Origin of the sequence: Pseudomonas putida (assembly GCF_028682175.1) — a bacterium.
In the GTDB taxonomy this organism is placed as follows: domain Bacteria; phylum Pseudomonadota; class Gammaproteobacteria; order Pseudomonadales; family Pseudomonadaceae; genus Aquipseudomonas; species Aquipseudomonas putida_AD.
On the sequence record NZ_JANHKS010000004.1, the window covers coordinates 228,889 to 250,790 of the forward strand.

The window sequence follows — 21,902 nt, forward strand, 5'->3', positions numbered from 1 at the left end:
CGAAGTTAACCACGAAACCGGTAACCTACCTACCGCTATACATGAATTTATTGTCAGCGAATGTGCTCTGGTTCGGGCCTGTCGAGCAGGCCGGGCCGCGCGCACAGCTCCACCAGCCAGTCGACGAACACCCTCACCCGCCGCGACATCTGCCGGTGTGCCGGGTACAGCGCGGTCAGTGCCAGGGTCGGCTGCGGCACGTCGGCCAGTACCTCCACCAGTTCGCCCCGGCGCAGTGGCCCGGCGGCATGATAGTACGGCGTCTGCACCAGCCCGTACCCGGCCTTGCAGGCGGCCAGATAGCCATCGGCGCTGTTGGTGGCCAGGGTCTTGCCCAGGCTGATTTCCTGATCCCTGCCGTCTATGACGAATTCCAGGCCATAACGTTTATTGGTGGTCGCCGAAAAGTATTCGATGACCTTGTGCCCGCCCAGGTCCGCCAGCGTTCGCGGCACCCCCGTGCGCGCCAGATAGACGGGACTGGCGCAGATCACCTGACGCATCTGCGCCAAAGGCCTTCCCACCAGTGAGTGATCGAGTGGCTGGCCACCCCGAATGACGCAATCGAAACCTTCGCGAATCAGATCCACCGGGCGGTCGCTCATGCCCACTTCCAGCTCAAGCCCCGGGTAGCGCTCGGTGAACTCCGGCAGCGCAGGCATGACGATCAGCCGGCCAACGCCTGCGGGCATGTCCACCCGCAACACGCCCTGGGGCTGCCGGGCCACCGACGAAAACGCGGATTCGGCGTCATCCAGGTCATTGAGCAGGCTGACGCAGCGCTGATAGTAGGCCTGCCCGTCCAGCGTCGGCGTGACCTGCCGCGTGGTGCGCAGCAGCAGTTGCACGCCCAGATAGGCTTCCAGTTGCTTGATCAGGATGGTCACCGAGGCGCGGGGCATGTGCAGGCTGTCGGCCGCCTTGGCGAACCCTCCCAGTTCGACGATCCGGGTAAAGGCACGCATGGCATTGAGGCGGTCCATTGAGGGCTCCGGCGGGGCATTGTTTAGAAATTACCAATAGTGAAAGCATTTTCAGGCGGTTTATCAAGATTCTTTCGCGGCGCAACAATGGGCGGGTATTCAATCCGCAAAAGGAACTCGACATGCAAACGCGTCAACTCGGCAAGAACGGACCACAGGTTTCGGCATTAGGCCTTGGCTGCATGGGCATGACTGACTTCTACACCACAGGCACCGATACCCGGGAAGCCGTGGCCACGATCCACCTCGCACTGGAACTGGGGGTCACCCTGTTCGACACCGCCGACATGTACGGCCCGCACACCAACGAAGAGCTGCTGGGCAAGGCGCTGGCGGGCAGGCGTGACCAGGCCTTCATCGCCAGCAAATTCGGCATCGTGCGCACGCCGGGCGATGCTGCGGCACGGGGTGTCAATGGCAGCCCGGAATATATCCGCGCGGCCATCGACGGCACCTTGAAGCGGCTGAACATCGACACACTGGATCTGTACTACCAGCACCGCATCGACCCGAGCATCGCCATCGAGGAATCGGTGGGTGCGCTGGCCGATCTGGTCAAGGCGGGCAAGGTTCGGTATCTGGGACTCAGCGAGGCCTCGGCCAAGACGCTGGAGCGGGCGCAGAAGGTTCATCCGATTGCCGCGCTGCAAACCGAATACTCGCTGTGGAGCCGTGACCCCGAAGAGAATGGGGTACTGGAAACCTGTCGCCGCCTGGGGATTGCCTTCGTGCCCTACAGCCCGCTGGGGCGTGGGTTTCTGACCGGCACACTGAAAAGCCCGGACGATTTCGCCGCCGACGACTACCGCCGCAGCAGCCCGCGCTTTCAGGGGGAGAATTTCAGCAAGAACCTGTTGCTGGTGGAGAAGGTTCAGCAACTGGCCAGGGACAAAGGCGTCACGGCCGGACAGTTGGCGCTGGCGTGGGTGCTGGCGCAAGGCAACGACGTGATCCCGATTCCGGGGACCAAACAGCGCAAGTACCTGGAAGAGAACGTCGCGGCGCTGGACGTGAAGCTCAGCGGCCCGGAACTGCAGGCGCTCAAAGACCTTTTCCCGATGACCGCGGTGGCCGGCGGACGGTATCCGGAGGCGGCGTTGAAGCTCGTCAACGGGTAAACCAAATTTAGCAGCACGGCTTGCCGGCGGGAGCGCCTTCAGGATCGCCCCCGCCGGCAAGCCGTGCTGCTACGGATCGCTCACCTGACACACCGCATCGCCTGTAGGAGTGAGCTTGCTCGCGATGGCGTCAGGTCCATCACCTCAGCAATATCTGACAAACCTCTTCACCTGTAGGAGCGCGCTTGCCCGCGACGGCGTCCCGTCAGTCACCTCGGAGGCGTCTGATACACCGCAATCGCGGGCAAGCGCGCTCCTACAGGCGGCCTCAGAAATCCCGCTTGTAGAAGATATCCAGCGAACTCGCCACGCCGCTTGCCGCTTCCAGATACACCTTTTTGCTCAACAGGTAACGCAATGCAATGGTATTGGCCGGTTCGAACACCCCTACCCCATATCGCAGACTGAGCTTGTCGGTAATCTTGCCGCTGGCGACCACTGAAGTCTTGTCGCCGCTGCCGGAGGTGTCCAGGTCGAAGTCCTTGATACCCAGCCCCGAAGCCAGCTTGCCCGCCGTCGATGAACTGCCCGCCAGCCCCAGAGCCAGTGCAGCCTGGGCCATCATGTTGTTGTCTTCGCCATTGGTGCTCAGCGGTCGGCCCAGCACCAGGTACGACAGCGCCTGCTCCTGACTCATCGCAGGCTCCGAGAACACCGTGGTGGTGGGCTGCTCGGCGCTGCCGGTCAGACGAATACCGGCAATCACATCGTCGGTCTGACGAATCGCTTCAATGTCCAGATACGGCTGATCCAAAGGCCCTGCGAACAACAGCCGCGCCTTGCGAATGGTCAGGCGCTGGCCGTAGGCGCGGTAGCGGCCATCGTTGAGGTTCAGCTCGCCTCGGGTGTCGAGGTTGTCGCCGATGTGCACGTGCCCGGCCAGGTTGGCGGTCAAGCCGAAGCCGCTGAAACTCAGTTTGTCCTGACCCACCTCGACATTCACATCCATGGCGATGGCCATCGGCGGCTTGCCTTCCTTGGTCTGCGCACCGACGATCACCGTGTCATCGGACACCTTGACCGTCGATGGCGGCAACTGGCGAACCGTGATCTCACCCTTGGGAATCAGCACCTTGCCAGACACCGCCAGGCGGTCGTTGAGCAAGGTGATTTTCAGATCCGGTGCTGCTTCAAGCTTGGCGTAGGGTTCCACGGTGATGGGCAGGCGCGAGCCTTGCAAGGCGATATCGACGTCCAGCCCCTGAGCCCAGGCCACATGCCCACCGATATTGCCCTGCCCGGCCGCGCCGCTGCTCCAGTTACCCTTGAGCTGCACGTTCTCGCCGGCGATCAGCGCCTGCACATTGAGTTTTTCCAGGCTGATCGGCAGCTCAGGTCCCGACACCTCGCCTTCGCTCAAGGTCACGTTGCCGTTGACCTGAGGGGCCAGCAAGCCACCGGTTATCCGGCCATTGCCGTCGAGCTTGCCATTGAGCTTCTCAACCATGGGCACGAATGGGCGGGCCACGGAAACGTCCAGCCCGCTGAGATTGAAGTCGCCGCTGACGGTCTTGTTTTTCGCCAAGGGATCGATGCTCAGGCGAGCGATCAGCTCACCCAGCTTGCCGCCGCGAAAATCGAGGCTGGTATCGACTTTCTTCGGTGTCAGGTTACTGGTCAGCTTGAGCGTCTGATAAGGGAAATCCAGCCACTGGCCCTTGTCCCTGACTCGCAGCGTACCGCCGCTGGCATCGACAACGATCTGGCCCTTGGGGCCTGACGCCGGAACGTCGAGTTGCACGTCGGCATTGAGCAGGCCTTTCCAGGCGAAGTCCTTGGGCAGCCACTGCGCCAGGCTGTCCAGCGGGAACTGCTTGAGGTGATAGCGCAGGCGCGGGTCGGGCATCAGGCGCTGGTCTTCGCCGCACAGGCTGGCGTTGCCGGACAGCCAGCAATGGGCGCCGAAGTTGATCTTGCCATCTGCCAGACGCTCAAGCTTCGCCGGTTGCTGGAGCTTCCAGTCTTGTCCGCCCGTCTGCACATCGCCGCTCGCCAGGCGTCCACGCCAATTGCCCTTGTCCAGGTTGCCGTCCAGCGCCAATGCCAGCTTGAGCAGCGGGCCTTGCAAGCCGAGTTTGACCTGCTGGCGCTTGATATCGCCCTGCCCATCGACCGTCAGCGTGCCCAGCGCGGTGTCGCCGGCCTGGATGCCGGTGGTCTTGAGTTCGATGTTGGCGCGCTGGGCGTTGTCCAGTTTCGCGGCCAGATTCAGGCTTTGCAGCTTGTTGGTTTCATAGGCCAGTTGCGAGCCTTGTAGGCCCAGTTGCCCTTGCGGCGCCTGCAGCGTACCGGCCAGGTCCAGCCGCCCCTTGACCTGCCCCTGCAGGCGTGGCCAGAGCTGCCCCAGGCGCGGCAGGTTGATGTCCACCTGCCCGGCCAGTTTTTGCTGCAGGCTGCCACTGCCCTGGATGCGGTTGTCGCCCAGGCGAATCTCCAGTGTATTGAGGTTCCACTTGTCCCCGGTGCCATCGGCCTTGGTCTGCAATACGGCGGGCTGCCCGCGCAGGCGGCCCTTGAGGTCCAGGTCGGCGTTGAGATTCAACTGCTCGTTCCTGAACGCGCCCTTGCTGCGCAACGGGCCTGCGAGCGAGCCCGGAAGCTCCGCCAACCAGTAAGACGGGTCAATGGCACTAAGGTCCAGCGCGGTGTCCCAAGCGATGCCGTCGGCGAACTGCAGATTCAGGTGGCCCGTGGCCTTGCCCTGCCCGGCCACCAGTTCGAGCTGCGGCAGGAAGATCTGCTGCAGGTCGCCGCTGAACGGGCTTTGCAGGCTGAAGGGCCCGGCTGGGCCTTTGAAGTCGCCGGCAAAGTTACCCAGGTATTTGCCATCGGTGTAGGACACCTCGCCCTTGAAGCTGTGAACGCTGACCTGAGGCTCATCGATCACCGGGTACAGGCGACGCCAGGGGAAATCCAGCCAGTCGATTTTAGCCTCGGCACTCAAGCCTTTTTGCCAGTCAACCGTGCCACTCAGTTTCAGGCGCTGTTCGTTGCTCGCGGTCAGATCCAAGGCTCCGATCTGCGCGCCCTTGGCATCGACCCTGCCTTGCAACGCCAATGTCACCGGGCCCTGCTCGGCGGGCAAAGTCGCATTACCCAGAATCCCATAGCCTTGGGCCAGATCGCCCTTGGCATTGAGGGTCAGCTTGTTCAGTTGCAAGGTGTCAGGCAGATCATCGGCAGGCTTGAAGGCGTCACTGGTGATCGCGACTTCCGCGGGCAGATTTTCCACCAGCGGTTGCAACTGGCCCACCAGTTGCGCATCGATGTAACCGGTGGTCCGGGCATTGAGGTTGAGGGTCTTGAGCAAGTCACCGGTGACGTCCAGCGTCAGCGATAATGGCTTGCCGGCGATATCCGGAAGCTTGACCTGGCCCTGGGCAGTCAATGGCCAGTCGGCGACCGGTTTGAGCAAGCCGTTGAGGTCAAGGACGATATCGTCGCGCTGGGCATGCACCGAGTCGATTTTCAGCCCGTCAGCGGTCCAGTGGGCCGCCAGTTGCAGGTCGCGCACCTGCTCGCTGCCATCCAGATGCAGGCTGCCGACCTGCACCTGGCCAAGCTCGATGGCCAAGGGCAACTTCAGATCCGGCAAGGTGATGGGACCGCTGTTCGATTGCTCAGTCGACGGCGCAAAGTGCATGCGGATATCGCCTGCCTGCAGGGTGTCGATGCACAGGGTCATGCGGGTCAGGCACGACGGCGACCAGTCGAACACCGGTGCATCAACCTCGACCTTGCTCTCGCCGCTCTGCCACACCAGGGAATCAGCCTGCCAGCGCCCACCCAGGTGGCCGCTGAAGTTCTCGACCTGCACCCCGGGCACCCATCCCAGCACCATACGGCTACCCGACTGAGTGCCCAGGATCATTCCCACAGCCACAACCACCAGCAGCACCAGTGCCAACAGGCTGAGCCCGGTAATGATTCCAATACGTTTCAGCAAAGCCGTACTCGTCACAGTTCAGGTCCCATCGAGAAGTGCAGACGAATACCGCCGTCATCATCCAGTGCATGTGCCAGGTCCAGGCGCAGCGGCCCGACCGGTGAAACCCAGCGCACACCGATACCGACACCGGTTTTCAGGCTGGGGAAGTCAAGTGAGTTGAAGGAGTTGCCCTCGTCGATGAACGCCGCAATCCGCCATTTTTCGGCAATCGAGTATTGGTACTCGGCGCTGCCGGCCACCATGTAACGGCCACCTATCTTGTCGCCGTCGGAGTTTTCGGGGGACAACGACTGGTAGTCATAGCCGCGCACGCTCTGGTCGCCGCCGGCGAAGAAACGCAGCGAAGGCGGAATGGATTTGTAACCGTTGGTGGCCGTTCCGCCCACCTGAACGCGCCCCAGAAAACGGTGATTCTGGGCGATGGTGGTCAAGCCCTTGATCAGTGCGGTGCCGTGCACCACGTTGGCGTCCGACCCCAGGCCCTCCTTGGCGACCTGAGTGTCGAACTGCAAGCGATAGCCGTTGTGCGGGTCGATGCGGTTGTCGCTGCGCAGGTAGGAATAGCTGATACCCGGCATCAACAGCGTGCTCAGGCCCGAATCGTTCCCCAGGCGATACTCTTCGCGCTGCCATTTGAGGGAAATGACCCGCTCCCAACCGCTGGGCAACTTGCTGTGCCATTCGGGGCCGACCGTCAGCAGTTTGCTGAGGCTGTCGGTGTCGGCGATCTCTTCATACTGATAGCCGCCGGCAAAGCGCAGCTTATCGGTCAGCGGAGGATCCAGCGGAATGTCATAGAACAGGCCGACGTTCTGCCTCGGCGCGGACAGCTCCGACTCGATGCCATAGCTGTGGCCCTGCGGGTTGACCCAGTGCCGGGTCCAGTTGGCCTTGACCCGCGGCCCGACGTCCGTGGAATACCCTACACCCAGGCCCATGGTTCGCGGCTTGCGGGTCTGCAGCTGAACGGCCACCGGGATGATTTGCCCCTGGGCGTCGGTGGGCGATGCATCGACGCGCACGCCTTCGAAATAACCGCTGGACTGCATCGCCTGGTTGAGCTCGGCAATCAGCTCGGAGTCATAGGGGGTATTTTCCTTGAACGGCACCATGCGCTTGAGCAGGTCCTCGTCGAAGGGGGCATCGCCGCTGAAAATGACCTTGCCCAGGGAAAAACGCGGGCCGCTGTCGTAGACCAGTTCGATGTCGGCCACCCCTGCACGGGGATCGACCGACAGACGTTGGGTCACGAAGCGACCGTTAAAGAAGCCATAGCGCGCCGCCTGATTCTGGATCAGTTTCTTGGCGTCCTCGTAGTTGCCATGGTTAAGCACAGCGCCGGTTTTCAGCGCGTCACTCTTGGGCACTCTGAATGCCTTGAGCTGGCTGGCGGGGCCTTCGATGCGTACCGTCACGTTGCGCAGGTGCACCGGCTCGCCCGCTTGCACACTCAGGATCAGATGCAGGTTCTTGTCGATGCGTTTGACTTCGCTGTCGACCTGGGCCTGGTAATAGCCCAAGGCCTGCGCGGCCTTTTGCGCCTGTTCGACGGCCCCGACGCTGAAACGCTCGAGCGCCTGTTCGTCACGCTCGCCGAGGCTGCCCACGTACCCTTCAATGTTGGATTTGAGCGCGGAATTGGACGGTTTTATCTTCACATCCAGTTGCGCATCGGCAAAAACCGCGCAACTGGAAACCATCAGGAGAAAACCACTGGTGAATCGACCGGGAAACTTCATAGGCGCGGATGCTACACGAGCGGCGGGCGATGCTGAAACCCGCAGGAATTGAGAGTTAATCCGCGGTCAAGCCATGGAACCCAGTGAAACCTGTGGATTGGGGTGAAAAAACACATGCTCTCGGACAGGTCCTACAGCAATTTCACCGATTTCCTCGTACCCCTGTCTGCGATAGAAATCCAGATATTTACCGTTTCCGGTATCGAGCACCACCCCTTGGGAATTCTCGTCCACGGCACACCAGTCATGCAGCGCTTGCAGCAACTGTTCGCCATAGTGCTGGCCCTGGAAGTCCGGGCGAATGCCGAGCAGTGGCAAGACATGCACCGCGTCCGAAGGCAGGCAGGCCAGCACTGACTGGTAATACTCCAGATAGCGTTGGGTGCAGCGCAAACCGGCACCCATCACCATGCGCAGGCGCCAGGCCCAGCTCTCGGTGATGCCCAGACGACGTTGCGGCGGCGCAATCAAGGCAACGCCGATCAGACGATCTTCGACGAAGAGCCCCAGGGCTGGCATGTCCTGAAGGAAGTGTTGCTTGACCAGTTCACGGATGGTCGCCCGCACTCGCTGCTCATAGCCGGGGCGTGCTGATTCGAACAGCCACTCGAAGCTGGGTTCGTGCCGATACGCCTGATACAACAGGGAGCGTGCTTCTCTGGAATAGCCGCTGTCCAGTTGACGAATTTCGGCAGGGGCATTCGTTGATTCAGGCATGTGATCCGTTCCTTTCCATGGCGACCTGGCGCGACTGGCCGGTCTGCTGGTTTCAACACTTCGAGTGACTGGCTCCCACGACAGTTCCGGCGAGTTTTACCTGCGTTTCCTACAGCGTAGCAGGCTCGCAGTCCGAGATTGTGTGTTGGCGCTGGCCGTTGGCGGCGTGCTCAGCTAGCATCGCTTTTTGTTTTGTGCCGGGACTTGCGTCTATGAAAATTGTTTCTTTCAACATCAACGGCCTGCGCGCCCGTCCGCATCAGCTGGCGGCGCTGATCGAAAAACACCAACCCGACGTCATCGGCCTGCAGGAAACCAAGGTCTCGGACGAACAGTTCCCGCAAGCGGAAATCGAAGCGCTGGGCTATCACGTTCACTTCCACGGCCAGAAAGGCCACTACGGTGTCGCCCTGCTCTCGCGCCTGCCACCGCTGAGCCTGCACAAGGGCTTTGACACCGACGATGAAGAGGCCCAGCGCCGTTTCATCTGGGGCACTTTCGCCGATCGTAACGGCGTGCCGGTGACGATCATGAACGGCTACTTCCCACAGGGCGAAAGCCGCGACCACCCCACCAAGTTCCCGGCCAAGACCAAGTTCTACGCCGACCTGCAACAGTTGCTGGAAACGCGCTTCAGCAATGATCAGCCGTTGCTGGTGATGGGTGACGTGAACATTTCCCCCGAAGACAGCGACATCGGCATCGGCCCGGACAACGCCAAACGCTGGCTGAAAACCGGCAAATGCAGCTTCCTGCCCGAAGAGCGCGAGTGGATGGCCAAGCTCAAGAATTGGGGCCTGGTGGACAGCTTCCGGCATCTGTACCCGGAAGTGATCGACCAGTTCAGCTGGTTCGATTACCGCAGCCGCGGTTTCGAAGACGAGCCCAAGCGCGGCCTGCGCATCGACCTGATCATGGCGTCCCAGGGCCTGCAACCGCGGATCAAGGCAGCCGGTGTCGATTACGAATTGCGCGGAATGGAAAAACCTTCCGATCATGCGCCGATCTGGCTGGAATTAACCTGAGCCCACCAGTTCCTGTACCCGATTGATCCGCGCACACCATAACCCGTAGCAGCCGGGCTTGCCCGCGGGGGCGTCCTTGAGATCGCTCCCGCCGGCAAGCCGTGCTGCTACGGGTTATGCGGTGCACGCCTCCGTCGCGTACAGCCGTATCCGTAGCAGTCCGGCTTGCCGGCGTCAGCGGTCTTTTCGCTGTCATATTCATGCAACGCGACTGTCTTATTCTCCGGCAACTTTTGTTTACAAGAAGATGCCGCTCATGCAGCGCACTGGTTTACTTTCCTCTCTCATCGTGGCCTCCCTGGCGGCGCTGATCCCTTTCTTCGCAAACGCTGGCGCCCTGCCCGTACCCGCTGACGGCACGCCCGCTTTGCGCATTCAAGGTTCCAACACCATTGGCGCCCAGTTGGGTCCGGCGCTGGTCATGGGGTTGCTCGGCGAACAAGGCGCACGCGCCGTCGAGCTGCAACCGGGTGCACGCGCCAATGAAAGCCGTGTCGTTGGTCAACTGCCGTCCGGTGAGAATGTCCGCATCGACATTGCCGCTCACGGCTCAAGCACAGGCTTCAGCGCGCTGAAAAACAATCATGCAGACCTCGCCGCGTCTTCACGACCCATCCGGGACAGTGAGGCCAGCGAACTCTCGGCACTGGGCGACCTGCGCAATGCCAAGGCTGAACAGGTGATCGCCATCGATGGCGTAGCGGTGATTCTCAACCCGGGCAATCCCGTCCGTGAACTGACCACCGCGCAACTGGCCGGGATGTTCAGCGGCGAGATCCACGACTGGGAACAGGTGGGCGGTACCGGTGGCCCCATCCATCTTTACGCCCGCGACCAGCAGTCAGGCACCTATGACACCTTCGCCGAACTGGTACTGGCCAAATTTGGCAAAACCTTGAGCACGCAGGCGAAACGTTTCGAATCCAGCGAAGACCTTTCCGACGAGGTCAGCCAGGACCGCCAAGGCATCGGTTTCATCGGCCTGCCCTACGTGCGCAAGGCAAAGGCCGTGGCGATCATCGACGGCGATTCCAGACCCATGCTGCCCACCGTCAGCCTGATTGCCACCGAAGATTACCCCCTGTCCCGCAGGTTGTATCTGTACCTTGCGCCCGACAGCAAACAGCGCTGGGCCAAGGCGCTGGTGCGCTTTGCCCAGAGTCCGCAGGGTCAGTCCATCGTCGCGCAGAACGGTTTCGTCGCCCAGACCGTGCAGGCGGTGAAGGTACGGCCTACCCAGGAAATGCCGGCGCAGTATCAGGAATTGACCCGCGAGGCCGAGCGCCTTTCAGTCAACTTCCGCTTCGCCCAAGGCAGCGCCACGCTGGACTCCAAGGCCCGACTGGATCTGAAGCGGGTGGTCGATTACCTCAAGACCCATGACAAGCTGAAGCAGAAAGTCACGTTGGTGGGGTTCGGCGATGCCAAGAGTGACCCGGCCCGGGCGCAGTTGCTGTCCAGGCTGCGGGCGATGGCCGTGCGCCGGGAACTGCTGAAAAGCCAGGTGATCCTGCGCGATGTGCAGGGCTTTGGGGATGAGATGCCGGTGGCAGCGAATGATGTCGATGAAGGCCGGATCAAGAATCGGCGGGTTGAGGTGTGGGTGGAGTGACCGCGCTCCTGTAGGAGTGAGCTTGCTCGCGATAGCGTTCTGTCAGCAGACAAAAGTCCGACTGACACTCCGCCATCGCGAGCAAGCTCACTCCTACAGGAATTGTGTTGGGCTTAGGAACGCATCAGCTCCTTAGGCACATATTTGCCCACTTCATACTTGCCAATCGCCGCCCGGTGCACCTCATCCGGGCCGTCCGCCAGGCGCAGGGTGCGCTGCATGGCGTACATGTAGGCCAGCGGGAAATCGCCGCTGACACCGGCACCGCCATGGATCTGGATCGCCCGGTCGATCACCCGCAGCGCGACGTTGGGCGCGACCACCTTGATCTGGGCGATTTCACTTCTGGCCACTTTGTTGCCAACGGTGTCCATCATGTACGCAGCCTTGAGCGTCAATAGGCGCGCCATGTCGATTTCCATCCGAGAATCGGCGATCTTGTCGATATTACCGCCTAACCGCGCCAATGGCTTTCCGAAGGCCGTGCGCTGGACCGAACGTTTGCACATCAATTCCAGCGCGCGCTCCGCCATGCCGATCGAGCGCATGCAGTGGTGAATCCGCCCCGGCCCCAAGCGGCCCTGGGCGATCTCGAAACCGCGACCCTCGCCCAGCAGCACGTTCTCGTAAGGCACTCGCACGTCTTCGAACAGCACCTCGGCGTGGCCATGGGGCGCGTCGTCGTAACCGAACACCGGCAACGGCCGCACGATCTTCACGCCGGGCGTGTCGACAGGCACCAGGATCATCGAATGCTGCTGGTGACGCGGGCCGTCAGGATTGCTCAGCCCCATGAAGATCAGGATCTTGCAACGCGGATCACAAGCACCGGAGGTCCACCACTTGCGGCCATTGATCACCCACTCATCGCCCTGGCGCTCGGCCCGCGCCGCCATGTTGGTGGCATCCGAGGAGGCCACGTCCGGCTCGGTCATGGCGAACGCCGAGCGGATCTCGCCACGCAGCAAAGGCTTAAGCCACTGCTGCTTTTGTGACTCGCTTGCGTAGCGCACCAGGACTTCCATGTTGCCGGTGTCCGGTGCCGAGCAGTTGAACGGCTCCGGTCCCAGCAGCGAGCGGCCCATGATCTCGGCCAAGGGGGCGTATTCCAGGTTGGTCAGCCCCGCGCCCAGTTCCGATTCCGGCAGAAACAGGTTCCACAAACCCTCGGCCTTGGCCCGTGCCTTGAGCTCTTCCATGATGGCGGTGGGCTGCCAGCGATCGCCTTCGGCCACCTGCCGCTCGAACACCGACTCGGCGGGGTACACATAGGCGTCCATGAACGCCGTGACGCGCTCGCGCAATTCCTGGACCTTGGGGGAGTAAGCGAAATCCATGGGCAGCTACCTTCTGATGAGGTGTTTCAAAACATGCCGAGGATGCTAGATCACGCCCTTCCATTTATCTAACCTATTCTCGCCGTGTATAAACATTCATCACTGATATATGATTGCCCCGTTCCTGTACGAACGTCCCAAAATAAAAATCAGCGAGAGGCGCAAAGCAATGAATCTGAGCAAGGTCGATCTCAACCTCTTTATTGTGTTTGACGCCATCTATACGGAAGCCAATCTGACCCGCGCCGGTCAGATCGTCGGCATCACCCAGCCCGCAGTGTCCAACGCCCTGGCACGGCTTCGCGAGACCTTCAACGACCCGCTGTTCGTGCGCACGGCCCAGGGCATGGTGCCTACACCCATGGCCCAGAACATCATCGGTCCGGTGCGCAATGCCCTGTCTCTGCTGCGAGTGTCAGTGCAGGAAAGCCGCATCTTCAACCCGCTGCAGGCCGTCAAGAACTACCGCATCAGCATGACCGACCTTACCGAAGCGGTGATTCTGCCAGTATTGTTTCAACGCCTACGCCGCCTGGCACCGGCGGTGACCATTGAGAGTTTTCTCTCAAGACGCCGGGAAACCACCAAGGAACTGGCAGCCGGTCGCCTGGACTTTGCCGTGGACGCGCCGCTGAACACTGACCCGCAGGTACGCCATGTCAAGCTGATGGAAGATCAGTACGTTTGCGCCATGCGCCGCGGCCACCCATTGGCGCAGAAGCAGAGCATTACCCTGGATGAGTATCTGGCTGTGGCGCACATCCACATTTCCAGCCGCCGCAGTGGCCTGGGCTATGTGGACCTGTCACTGGGCAAGATGGGCATCCAGCGCAAGATCGCCCTGCGCTCCCAGCATTACCTGATGGCGTCCCAGGTGCTGCACCAGACCGACATGGTCATGACCGTCCCCGAACGTTTTGCACGGCGCAACGACCTGCATTTCGTCTACCTGCCGGTCAATGACGTGCCCACCGTGGAAACCCACTTGTACTGGCACGAAAGCACCGACCAGGACCCCGCGAACCGCTGGATGCGCGAGCAGATCATCGAGCTGTGCCAACTGGTGACTGCTCAGGAGCGCAAACTTGAGAAAGAACTTGAAGTAGTGGTTAAATAGTTGTTTATCAGTGAGTTATAAGAAATATCTAATTTAGGTTCTAGGCTACAGTCCCGTAGCAGCATGGCTTGCTGGCAGCGGCGGTCTCAGGGGCGCTGTCGCGGGCAAGCGCGCTCCTACAGGGGCGGGTGCAAGCCCTACTCGTAGCAGTCCGGCTTGCCGGCGTCGGCGATTTTGAAAACGCCCCCGCCGGCAAGCCGTGCTGCTACGAGGGATATGGGGGTGCCTAAGCTATCGCGCACAGACTTGACGTTTACGTTAAGGTCGCCGTAGCTTACCCCCCAAGCACCCTCCTTCGAGCCCCCCTATGAGCAACCCGACCTACAGCATCTCCGACCTGGCCCGCGAGTTGGATATAACCACCCGCACCATCCGGTTCTACGAAGAACAAGGCATGCTCAGCCCCGAGCGCCGCGGCCTGGAACGCATCTATTCGGCCAAGGACAAAGTCACCCTCAAGCTCATCCTGCGGGGTAAACGCATCGGTTTTTCCCTCGCCGAATGCCGCGACCTCATCGGCCTGTACGACCCCACCGGCGACAACCAGAAACAACTGACCACGATGCTGCAGAAAATCGCCGAGCGCCGCGCGCAGCTCGATCAGCAGTTGCTGGACATCCAGCAGATGCAGCTGGAACTGGATACCGCCGAAGAACGCTGCAAAATCGCGCTTGGCAATTCGTCTATATAACAACGAGTTAAGCGATAGATCTCGAACCACTCTCACCCAAGGAGCACTGCCATGTCCCTTCCCCAAAGCGTACGTCTGGTCGAGGTAGGCCCACGAGACGGACTGCAGAATGAAGCGCAGCCCATCAGCGTCGCCGACAAGATCCGCCTGGTGGATGACCTGACAGACGCGGGGCTGAGCTACGTCGAAGCCGGCAGCTTCGTATCGCCCAAATGGGTGCCGCAAATGGCCGGATCTGCCGAAGTATTCAACGGCATCCAGCGCAAGGACGGCGTCACCTACGCCGCCCTCGCCCCCAACCTGCGGGGCTTCGAAGATGCACTGACAGCCGGCGTGCGTGAAGTCGCGGTGTTCGCAGCAGCCTCCGAGGCGTTTTCCCAACGCAATATCAATTGCTCGATCAGCGAGAGCCTCGACCGCTTCCTGCCGATCATGGAAGCAGCGCGCCTGCACGGCATCAGGGTGCGCGGTTACGTTTCATGCGTACTGGGCTGCCCGTACGAAGGCGTCGTTGCGCCCAAACAGGTGGCGGCGGTGGCGAATGAGCTGTTCGCCATGGGCTGTTACGAAGTGTCACTGGGGGACACCATCGGCACGGGCACCCCGGGCGCGACTCGCGAGCTGTTCGATGTGGTGGCCGGGCAGATTCCACGCGGGCGGCTGGCCGGGCACTTCCATGACACCTATGGCCAGGCGCTGGCGAACATCTACGCCAGCCTGCTGGAAGGCATCCAGGTGTTCGACAGCTCCGTCGCCGGGCTGGGCGGATGCCCTTATGCCAAGGGCGCCACCGGCAATGTCGCCAGTGAAGACGTGGTGTACATGCTGGAGGGCTTGGGGATCGAGACAGGAATCGACCTGAACAAACTGATAGGCGCCGGTCAACGGATCAGCCAGGTGCTGGGACGTGCCAACGGCTCCAGAGTAGCGAAGGCACGTTTGTCGGGCTGATGTGCGACAACTTGTCACAGAGTGTTACCCTGCTCGGCAGTGAGGTGCTGGAAACGGGTAACACGGAAACACACAGGTCTGATTTCGGCCGCTGGCCAAATCCCTGATTTCCCGCAAAGCCCCGATTTCCGGGAACCTGAAAAAATTGGCATGGCATCTGCTATGTCTTACGTACAACAAAAATAAAAAATTGTGACAACCCAATAAAAACAAGACGTATCGGCTCTGACATAACAAGAACAACACGGACAGAGACGCAGCTAACTGATTTTTTTGGAGTGGATCGCTTTGTGAGGCCTCTGGTCTCTCAACCGGACAGAGAACAATAAAACTGCCCCAAGGCAGCTACCGTACCGGATGAATCGCAAGATCGAAGCAGCATCAGCGCTCAAAAAAATACGTTTGCTCTTGGCCCCGAATGGGGGTCGCTCAAAAAGCAAAAAAGGTCTGGCCACCAAAAACAACAACAGGCCGCCTAAAAACAAAAAAGAGCATGCAACGATTTGGAGGGGAGCCCAGGCTCCCCTTCATGCTGTCTGGCGTTCAGAAAACTTTCCCTTACTGTCGACTCCCCCCGTAGCAGCACGGCTTGCCGGCGGGAGCGGCGTGTCAGACGGCACATGAGTCACCGATCCGCCGCCCCCGCCGGCAAGCCGTGCTGCTACGGTGCCTATCCCCGCAAACTTCTTCATTCAGGCAGCGTTGACATCGACTGCGCTCAGGTTTACGTTAACGTAAAGGTCATTCAACCCCTTTCTGACAGCCCCTCCAAAAACAACAAGGGAACGCAGTCTCATGAACTACCCCACCCTCAATTTCGGCCTCGGCGAAACCCACGACATGCTCCGCGACCAGGTTCAGGCCTTCGTCGCCGCAGAACTCGCGCCCCGTGCCGCGCAGATCGACAAGGACAATCTGTTTCCCGCCGACATGTGGCGCAAATTCGGCGAAATGGGGCTGCTGGGCATCACCGTCGGTGAAGAGTACGGCGGCGCGGGCCTGGGTTATCTGGCCCACGTAGTGGCGATGGAAGAAATCAGCCGTGGGTCGGCCTCGGTCGCCCTGTCCTATGGCGCGCACTCCAATCTGTGCGTGAACCAGATCAATCGCAATGGCAACCCGCAACAGAAGGCCCAATACCTGCCCAGGCTCATCAGCGGCGAACACATCGGCGCCTTGGCCATGAGCGAACCCAACGCCGGCTCCGACGTGGTGTCTATGAAGTTGCGCGCCGACAAGCGCGGCGACCGCTTCGTGCTCAATGGCAGCAAGACCTGGATCACCAACGGCCCCGATGCCAATACCTATGTGATCTACGCCAAGACCGACCTGGAAAAGGGTGCACACGGCATCAGCGCGTTCATCGTCGAGCGCGACTGGAAAGGGTTTTCCCGCAGCAACAAGTTCGACAAGCTCGGCATGCGTGGCTCCAACACCTGCGAGCTGTTTTTCGACGATGTGGAAGTGCCTGAAGAGAACCTGCTCGGCGCCCTCAACGGCGGGGTCAAGGTGCTGATGAGCGGCCTGGACTACGAACGTGTGGTGCTCTCCGGTGGCCCGACCGGGATCATGCAGGCCTGCATGGACGTGGTGCTGCCCTACATTCATGACCGCAAACAGTTTGGCCAGAGCATCGGCGAGTTCCAGTTGATCCAGGGCAAGGTCGCCGACATGTACACCCAGCTTAACGCCAGCCGCGCCTATCTGTACGCCGTGGCCCAGGCCTGCGAGCGCGGCGAAACCACGCGCAAGGACGCTGCGGGGGTAATCCTGTACTCCGCCGAACGCGCCACCCAGATGGCGCTGGACACCATCCAGATTCTCGGCGGCAACGGCTATATCAACGAATTCCCCGCCGGACGTCTGTTGCGTGACGCCAAGCTGTACGAAATCGGCGCGGGGACCAGTGAGATCCGTCGCATGCTGATCGGTCGCGAACTGTTCAACGAAACGAAGTGAAGCAGCTGCAAGCTGCAAGCCCTAAGCCGCAAGCAACAGCGGTCTGCGCGGGTCGCAACTTCGGATTCCAGGCCTTGGTCGGAGTAACACTCAGGTGACAATTCTAAAAACACATCTCAATCCGCGGTCTGCGGATTTCCAGGTCAACGAGCAGGCGTTGCGCAGTCAAACCGATGACCTGCACACTCTGCTTGCCCGCATCCATGAAGGCGGCGGCGCCAAGGCTCAGGAGCGCCATACTTCGCGAGGCAAACTGTTACCTCGCGAGCGCATCAACCGGCTGCTCGACCCTGGTTCGCCCTTCCTTGAGATCAGTCAATTGGCGGCCTATGAGGTCTACGGCGAAGAGGTTCCGGCTGCCGGGGTGATTGCCGGAATCGGCCGGGTCGAAGGCGTCGAATGCATGATCATCGCCAACGACGCGACGGTCAAAGGCGGCACCTATTACCCGCTGACGGTGAAAAAACACCTGCGCGCCCAGACCATCGCCCAGCAGAACCGCCTGCCGTGCATTTATCTGGTGGATTCGGGTGGCGCCAACCTGCCCCGGCAGGACGAAGTGTTTCCGGACCGCGAGCACTTCGGGCGCATCTTCTTCAATCAGGCCAACATGAGCGCCCAGGGCATCCCGCAGATTGCCGTGGTCATGGGTTCCTGTACCGCAGGCGGTGCTTATGTGCCGGCCATGGCCGACGAAGCGATCATGGTGCGCCAGCAGGCGACGATTTTTCTCGCAGGGCCTCCATTGGTGAAAGCCGCCACGGGCGAGGTGGTCAGCGCCGAGGACCTGGGTGGTGCCGACGTGCACTGCAAGATTTCCGGCGTGGCCGACCACTACGCCGACAGTGACGAACATGCACTGGAACTGGCACGGCGTAGCGTCGCCAACCTCAACTGGCGCAAGCTGGGTCAGTTGCAACTGCGCACGCCGGTCTCGCCGTTGTACGCCAGCGATGAGCTGTATGGCGTGATTTCGGCCGACCCGAAACAGCCGTTCGATGTGCGCGAAGTGATCGCACGACTGGTGGACGGCTCGGTGTTCGACGAATTCAAGGCGCTGTTCGGCACCACCCTGGTCTGCGGTTTCGCTCATTTGCACGGCTATCCGGTGGCGATCCTCGCCAATAACGGGATCCTGTTCGCCGAAGCCGCACAGAAAGGCGCGCATTTCATCGAGCTGGCCTGCCAGCGCGGCATTCCACTGATCTTCCTGCAGAACATCACCGGCTTCATGGTCGGCCAGAAATACGAAGCTGGCGGCATCGCCAAGCACGGGGCCAAGCTGGTCACCGCAGTGGCCTGCGCCAATGTGCCCAAGTTCACGGTCATCATCGGTGGCAGCTTTGGTGCCGGCAACTACGGCATGTGCGGCCGCGCCTATGACCCGCGCTTCCTGTGGATGTGGCCCAACGCCCGGATCGGCGTGATGGGCGGCGAACAGGCGGCGGGCGTACTGGCGCAGGTCAAGCGCGAACAGGCCGAACGCAGCGGCCAGCCCTTCAGCCCCGAGCAGGAGGCCGAGATCAAGCGGCCGATCCTTGAACAGTACGAGCACCAGGGCCACCCCTACTACTCCAGTGCCCGCCTATGGGATGACGGCGTGATCGACCCGGCCCAGACCCGCGACATCCTGGCGCTGGCGATCAGCGCCTCGTTGAACGCCCCCATCGAACCGACGCGCTTCGGCGTGTTCCGCATGTGACCGCAGGACTGCCCATGACTGACTTCGACACGCTGGAACTCGAACGCGACCCTCGCGGTTTCATCACCCTGTGGCTCAATCGCCCGGAAAAGAACAACGCCTTCAACGCGCAGATGATCCGCGAACTGATCATTGCACTTGACCGCATTCAAAGTGACAGCAGCCTGCGCTTCCTGCTGCTGCGCGCCCGGGGCCGTCATTTCAGCGCCGGTGCAGACCTGGCCTGGATGCAGGAATCGGCCAATCTGGACTACAACACCAACCTTGGGGACGCCAAGGAACTGGGCGAGCTGATGTACAACCTCGCCAAGCTCAAGCTGCCCTCGCTGGCGGTGGTACAGGGCGCCGCCTACGGTGGTGCGCTGGGCCTTATCAGTTGCTGCGACATGGCCATCGGCGCCAGTGACGCACAGTTCTGCCTGTCGGAGGTCAAGATTGGCCTGGCCCCGGCGGTCATCAGCCCCTTCGTCATCCAGGCCATCGGCGAGCGCCATGCGCGGCGTTACGCGCTGACGGCAGAACGTTTCGATGGCCTTCGGGCCAGGGAGATCGGCTTGCTGGCCGAGGCTTATCCGGCCGATCAGCTGGAATCCCAGGTCACGATCTGGGTCGACAACCTGCTGCTCAATAGCCCCCAGGCCATGCGCGTCAGCAAGGATTTGCTGCGCGAAGTCGGCCACGGCGAACTGTCCCCTTCCCTGCGCCGCTTCTGCGAAAACGCCATCGCCCGCATTCGCGTCAGCAGCGAGGGCCAGGAAGGCCTGCGCGCCTTTCTGCAAAAGCGCGAGCCTGCCTGGCGCATCGATAACACCAATGGAGAGCCACGTTCATGAGCGGCCCGAAGAAAGCTGTCTTGACGTCCGTGATGATCGCCAACCGCGGCGAAATCGCCTGCCGCGTTATGCGCACCGCAAAAGCCATGGGCCTGACCACGGTGGCGGTGCACAGCGCGACCGACCGCAACGCCCGGCACGTGCGCGAGGCTGACATCGCAGTGGACCTGGGCGGCAGCAAGGCGGCCGACAGCTACCTGCAGATCGACAAACTCATCGCCGCCGCCAAAAGCAGCGGCGCCCAGGGGATTCATCCCGGCTACGGCTTCCTGTCCGAAAACGCAGGCTTTGCCCGCGCAGTGGAACAGGCCGGGCTGATCTTCCTCGGCCCGCCTGCCTCGGCCATCGATGCGATGGGCAGCAAGTCGGCAGCCAAAGCCCTGATGGAGACGGCCGGCGTGCCCCTGGTGCCCGGCTATCACGGCGAGGCCCAGGACCCTGCGACCTTCCGCGAGGCGGCGGCGCGCATCGGCTACCCGGTGCTGCTCAAGGCCACGGCGGGTGGCGGCGGCAAAGGCATGAAAGTCGTGGAACGCGACGAGGACCTGGCCGACGCACTGGCATCGGCTCAGCGCGAGGCACTCTCGTCGTTTGGCGACTCGCGGATGCTGGTCGAGAAATACGTGCTCAAGCCCCGTCATGTCGAGATTCAGGTATTCGCCGACCAACATGGCAACTGCCTGTACCTCAATGAGCGCGACTGCTCCATTCAACGCCGCCATCAGAAAGTCGTCGAAGAAGCCCCCGCTCCCGGCTTGAGCCCGGAACTGCGCCAGGCCATGGGTGAGGCCGCTGTGCGGGCGGCCCAGGCCATCGGCTATGTCGGCGCCGGTACGGTGGAGTTTCTGCTGGACGCACGCGGCGAATTCTTCTTCATGGAGATGAACACCCGGCTGCAGGTCGAGCACCCCGTGACCGAAGCCATCACCCGTCTGGACCTGGTGGCCTGGCAGATTCGCGTGGCTCAGGGTGAGCCGCTGCCGATCACCCAGGAGCAGGTGCCACTGCGCGGCCACGCCATCGAGGTGCGGCTCTACGCTGAAGACCCGGCCAACGAGTTTCTGCCAGCCACCGGCCGGCTCGAGATTTATCGCGAGTCGGTTAAAGGCCCCGGGCGCCGAGTGGACAGCGGCGTCAGTGAAGGCGATGAAATTTCGCCGTTCTACGACCCGATGCTCGGCAAGCTGATCGCCTGGGGCGAAGACCGCGAACAGGCCCGCCTGCGCCTGCTGTCCATGCTGGACGAATTCGCCATTGCCGGCGTACGCACTAACCTTGCGTTTCTGCGGCGAATCATTGCGCATCCGGCCTTTGCCGAGGCCGAACTGGACACCGGATTTATCCCGCGCTACCAAAGCGAGCTTCTGCCTCCTGCCCAAGCGCTTGGCGACGAGTTCTGGCACGTGGCTGCCCAGGCCTTTCATCTCAGCAGCGCCGCAGTGGAACGCACTGATGACCTGCACTCGCCCTGGTCCACCGGGAGCGGGCTGCGCATGGGCTTGCCGAACGAGGTGGATCTGCACCTGAGTTGCGGACAGGACAGCCGCACGGTCAAGCTGCGCGCTCAGGAGACCCATGGGGTTCGCCTGAGCGGTGATCAAATCAGCATCAGACATGACGGACTGTCCCGCCAGACCACGGCAATCCGTCGCAGCGATACGCTGTACCTGCGCTGGGATGGCGAGATGCACGCCATCCACCGTTTCGACCCGATTGCCGAGGCCGACGCCAGCCATACCGAGCAAGGCGGTCTCAGTGCGCCCATGAATGGCAGCATTGTCCGGGTGTTGGTTGCGGTTGGCGAACAGGTCGAGGCAGGCACGCCTCTGGTGGTGCTCGAAGCGATGAAAATGGAGCACAGCGTTCGTGCCAATCGCACTGGCGTGGTCTCAGCGCTGTATTGCGCCGAAGGCGAGATGGTTAGCGAGGGCACTGTGTTGATTTCCATTGAGGACTGAATAACTTCAGCAGTCGGAACGGCGACCCGTTGATCCGCTCAGGGTCGCCGTGCTCATACATGGTTGCCACTTCATCAAGCCGAACTCACAATCCGCAATACTATCCCGCCTGATTAACACTCTTTACAGTCGACACGCACCTAAAAGTGTATTTAACTCCCCTGTGTCTGACGCACCCCGTCATTCATCACTTTAAAAGCGAACCTATTGT

Annotated in this window: 15 protein-coding genes; 10 read left to right on the forward strand and 5 right to left on the reverse strand. The window is 61.4% G+C overall.

Annotated features, from left to right (window positions below):
- Positions 1-53: 53 nt before the first annotated feature.
- Positions 54-983 carry a LysR family transcriptional regulator gene (locus NPS29_RS05170; RefSeq protein WP_274131121.1) on the reverse strand — a complete coding sequence of 310 codons (930 nt, stop codon included), beginning with the start codon at positions 981-983 and terminating at the stop codon, positions 54-56.
- A gap of 122 nt (positions 984-1,105) precedes the next feature.
- Between NPS29_RS05170 and NPS29_RS05175 the strand changes: the two genes are divergently transcribed.
- Positions 1,106-2,101, forward strand: a complete 996-nt coding sequence (locus NPS29_RS05175) for an aldo/keto reductase (protein ID WP_274131122.1) — start codon at positions 1,106-1,108, stop codon at positions 2,099-2,101.
- A gap of 268 nt (positions 2,102-2,369) precedes the next feature.
- On the opposite strand, the gene NPS29_RS05180 is transcribed toward NPS29_RS05175, so the two are convergent.
- From NPS29_RS05180 to NPS29_RS05190, 3 genes are all read right to left on the reverse strand, one after another.
- On the reverse strand, positions 2,370-6,044 hold the full coding sequence (locus NPS29_RS05180) for a translocation/assembly module TamB domain-containing protein (protein ID WP_274131149.1): 3,675 nt from the start codon (positions 6,042-6,044) through the stop codon (positions 2,370-2,372).
- Between the two features lie 14 nt (positions 6,045-6,058).
- Positions 6,059-7,789: an autotransporter assembly complex protein TamA gene (locus NPS29_RS05185; protein WP_274131123.1), complete on the reverse strand. Its 1,731-nt coding sequence runs from the start codon at positions 7,787-7,789 to the stop codon at positions 6,059-6,061.
- 66 nt (positions 7,790-7,855) lie between these two features.
- Positions 7,856-8,506, reverse strand: coding sequence for a GNAT family N-acetyltransferase (locus tag NPS29_RS05190; protein WP_274131124.1), 651 nt, complete (start codon positions 8,504-8,506; stop codon positions 7,856-7,858).
- Between the two features lie 212 nt (positions 8,507-8,718).
- Between NPS29_RS05190 and xthA the strand changes: the two genes are divergently transcribed.
- Together xthA and NPS29_RS05200 are read left to right on the forward strand one after the other, a co-directional pair.
- Entirely contained in the window at positions 8,719-9,531 is an 813-nt protein-coding gene (gene xthA / locus NPS29_RS05195) for an exodeoxyribonuclease III (protein WP_274131125.1), read from the forward strand.
- A gap of 247 nt (positions 9,532-9,778) precedes the next feature.
- On the forward strand, positions 9,779-11,143 hold the full coding sequence (locus NPS29_RS05200; protein ID WP_425312444.1) for a substrate-binding domain-containing protein: 1,365 nt from the start codon (positions 9,779-9,781) through the stop codon (positions 11,141-11,143).
- Positions 11,144-11,256: 113 nt separating this feature from the next.
- On the opposite strand, the gene NPS29_RS05205 is transcribed toward NPS29_RS05200, so the two are convergent.
- On the reverse strand, positions 11,257-12,480 hold the full coding sequence (locus NPS29_RS05205; RefSeq protein ID WP_274131127.1) for an acyl-CoA dehydrogenase: 1,224 nt from the start codon (positions 12,478-12,480) through the stop codon (positions 11,257-11,259).
- Positions 12,481-12,649: 169 nt separating this feature from the next.
- Here NPS29_RS05205 and NPS29_RS05210 point away from each other — a divergent pair, with 169 nt between their 5' ends.
- From NPS29_RS05210 to NPS29_RS05240, 7 genes are all read left to right on the forward strand, one after another.
- Positions 12,650-13,597, forward strand: coding sequence for a LysR family transcriptional regulator (locus NPS29_RS05210; RefSeq protein WP_274131128.1), 948 nt, complete (start codon positions 12,650-12,652; stop codon positions 13,595-13,597).
- Between the two features lie 307 nt (positions 13,598-13,904).
- Positions 13,905-14,288, forward strand: coding sequence for a MerR family transcriptional regulator (locus NPS29_RS05215; RefSeq protein ID WP_274131129.1), 384 nt, complete (start codon positions 13,905-13,907; stop codon positions 14,286-14,288).
- A 51-nt stretch (positions 14,289-14,339) separates the two neighbouring features.
- Complete coding sequence (locus NPS29_RS05220) at positions 14,340-15,239, forward strand: hydroxymethylglutaryl-CoA lyase (RefSeq protein ID WP_274131130.1); 900 nt, start codon at positions 14,340-14,342, stop codon at positions 15,237-15,239.
- 795 nt (positions 15,240-16,034) lie between these two features.
- The gene (locus NPS29_RS05225) at positions 16,035-17,198 is read left to right on the forward strand and encodes an isovaleryl-CoA dehydrogenase (protein WP_274131131.1); all 1,164 of its coding nucleotides are present in this window, start codon (positions 16,035-16,037) and stop codon (positions 17,196-17,198) included.
- 94 nt (positions 17,199-17,292) lie between these two features.
- Entirely contained in the window at positions 17,293-18,900 is a 1,608-nt protein-coding gene (locus tag NPS29_RS05230) for a carboxyl transferase domain-containing protein (RefSeq protein WP_274131132.1), read from the forward strand.
- Between the two features lie 14 nt (positions 18,901-18,914).
- Complete coding sequence (locus NPS29_RS05235) at positions 18,915-19,733, forward strand: gamma-carboxygeranoyl-CoA hydratase (protein ID WP_274131133.1); 819 nt, start codon at positions 18,915-18,917, stop codon at positions 19,731-19,733.
- On the forward strand, positions 19,730-21,691 hold the full coding sequence (locus NPS29_RS05240; RefSeq protein ID WP_274131134.1) for an acetyl/propionyl/methylcrotonyl-CoA carboxylase subunit alpha: 1,962 nt from the start codon (positions 19,730-19,732) through the stop codon (positions 21,689-21,691). The genes NPS29_RS05235 and NPS29_RS05240 overlap by 4 nt, the downstream gene beginning before the upstream one ends.
- Positions 21,692-21,902: the final 211 nt, after the last annotated feature.

Coding starts and splice junctions, on each gene's coding strand:
- NPS29_RS05170 (WP_274131121.1), bottom strand. CDS start 983: ATGGACCGCCTCAATGCCATGCGTGCCTTTACCCGGATCGTCGAACTG.
- NPS29_RS05175 (WP_274131122.1), top strand. CDS start 1,106: ATGCAAACGCGTCAACTCGGCAAGAACGGACCACAGGTTTCGGCATTA.
- NPS29_RS05185 (WP_274131123.1), bottom strand. CDS start 7,789: ATGAAGTTTCCCGGTCGATTCACCAGTGGTTTTCTCCTGATGGTTTCC.
- NPS29_RS05190 (WP_274131124.1), bottom strand. CDS start 8,506: ATGCCTGAATCAACGAATGCCCCTGCCGAAATTCGTCAACTGGACAGC.
- xthA (WP_274131125.1), top strand. CDS start 8,719: ATGAAAATTGTTTCTTTCAACATCAACGGCCTGCGCGCCCGTCCGCAT.
- NPS29_RS05200 (WP_425312444.1), top strand. CDS start 9,779: ATGCCGCTCATGCAGCGCACTGGTTTACTTTCCTCTCTCATCGTGGCC.
- NPS29_RS05205 (WP_274131127.1), bottom strand. CDS start 12,480: ATGGATTTCGCTTACTCCCCCAAGGTCCAGGAATTGCGCGAGCGCGTC.
- NPS29_RS05210 (WP_274131128.1), top strand. CDS start 12,650: ATGAATCTGAGCAAGGTCGATCTCAACCTCTTTATTGTGTTTGACGCC.
- NPS29_RS05215 (WP_274131129.1), top strand. CDS start 13,905: ATGAGCAACCCGACCTACAGCATCTCCGACCTGGCCCGCGAGTTGGAT.
- NPS29_RS05220 (WP_274131130.1), top strand. CDS start 14,340: ATGTCCCTTCCCCAAAGCGTACGTCTGGTCGAGGTAGGCCCACGAGAC.
- NPS29_RS05225 (WP_274131131.1), top strand. CDS start 16,035: ATGAACTACCCCACCCTCAATTTCGGCCTCGGCGAAACCCACGACATG.
- NPS29_RS05235 (WP_274131133.1), top strand. CDS start 18,915: ATGACTGACTTCGACACGCTGGAACTCGAACGCGACCCTCGCGGTTTC.
- NPS29_RS05240 (WP_274131134.1), top strand. CDS start 19,730: ATGAGCGGCCCGAAGAAAGCTGTCTTGACGTCCGTGATGATCGCCAAC.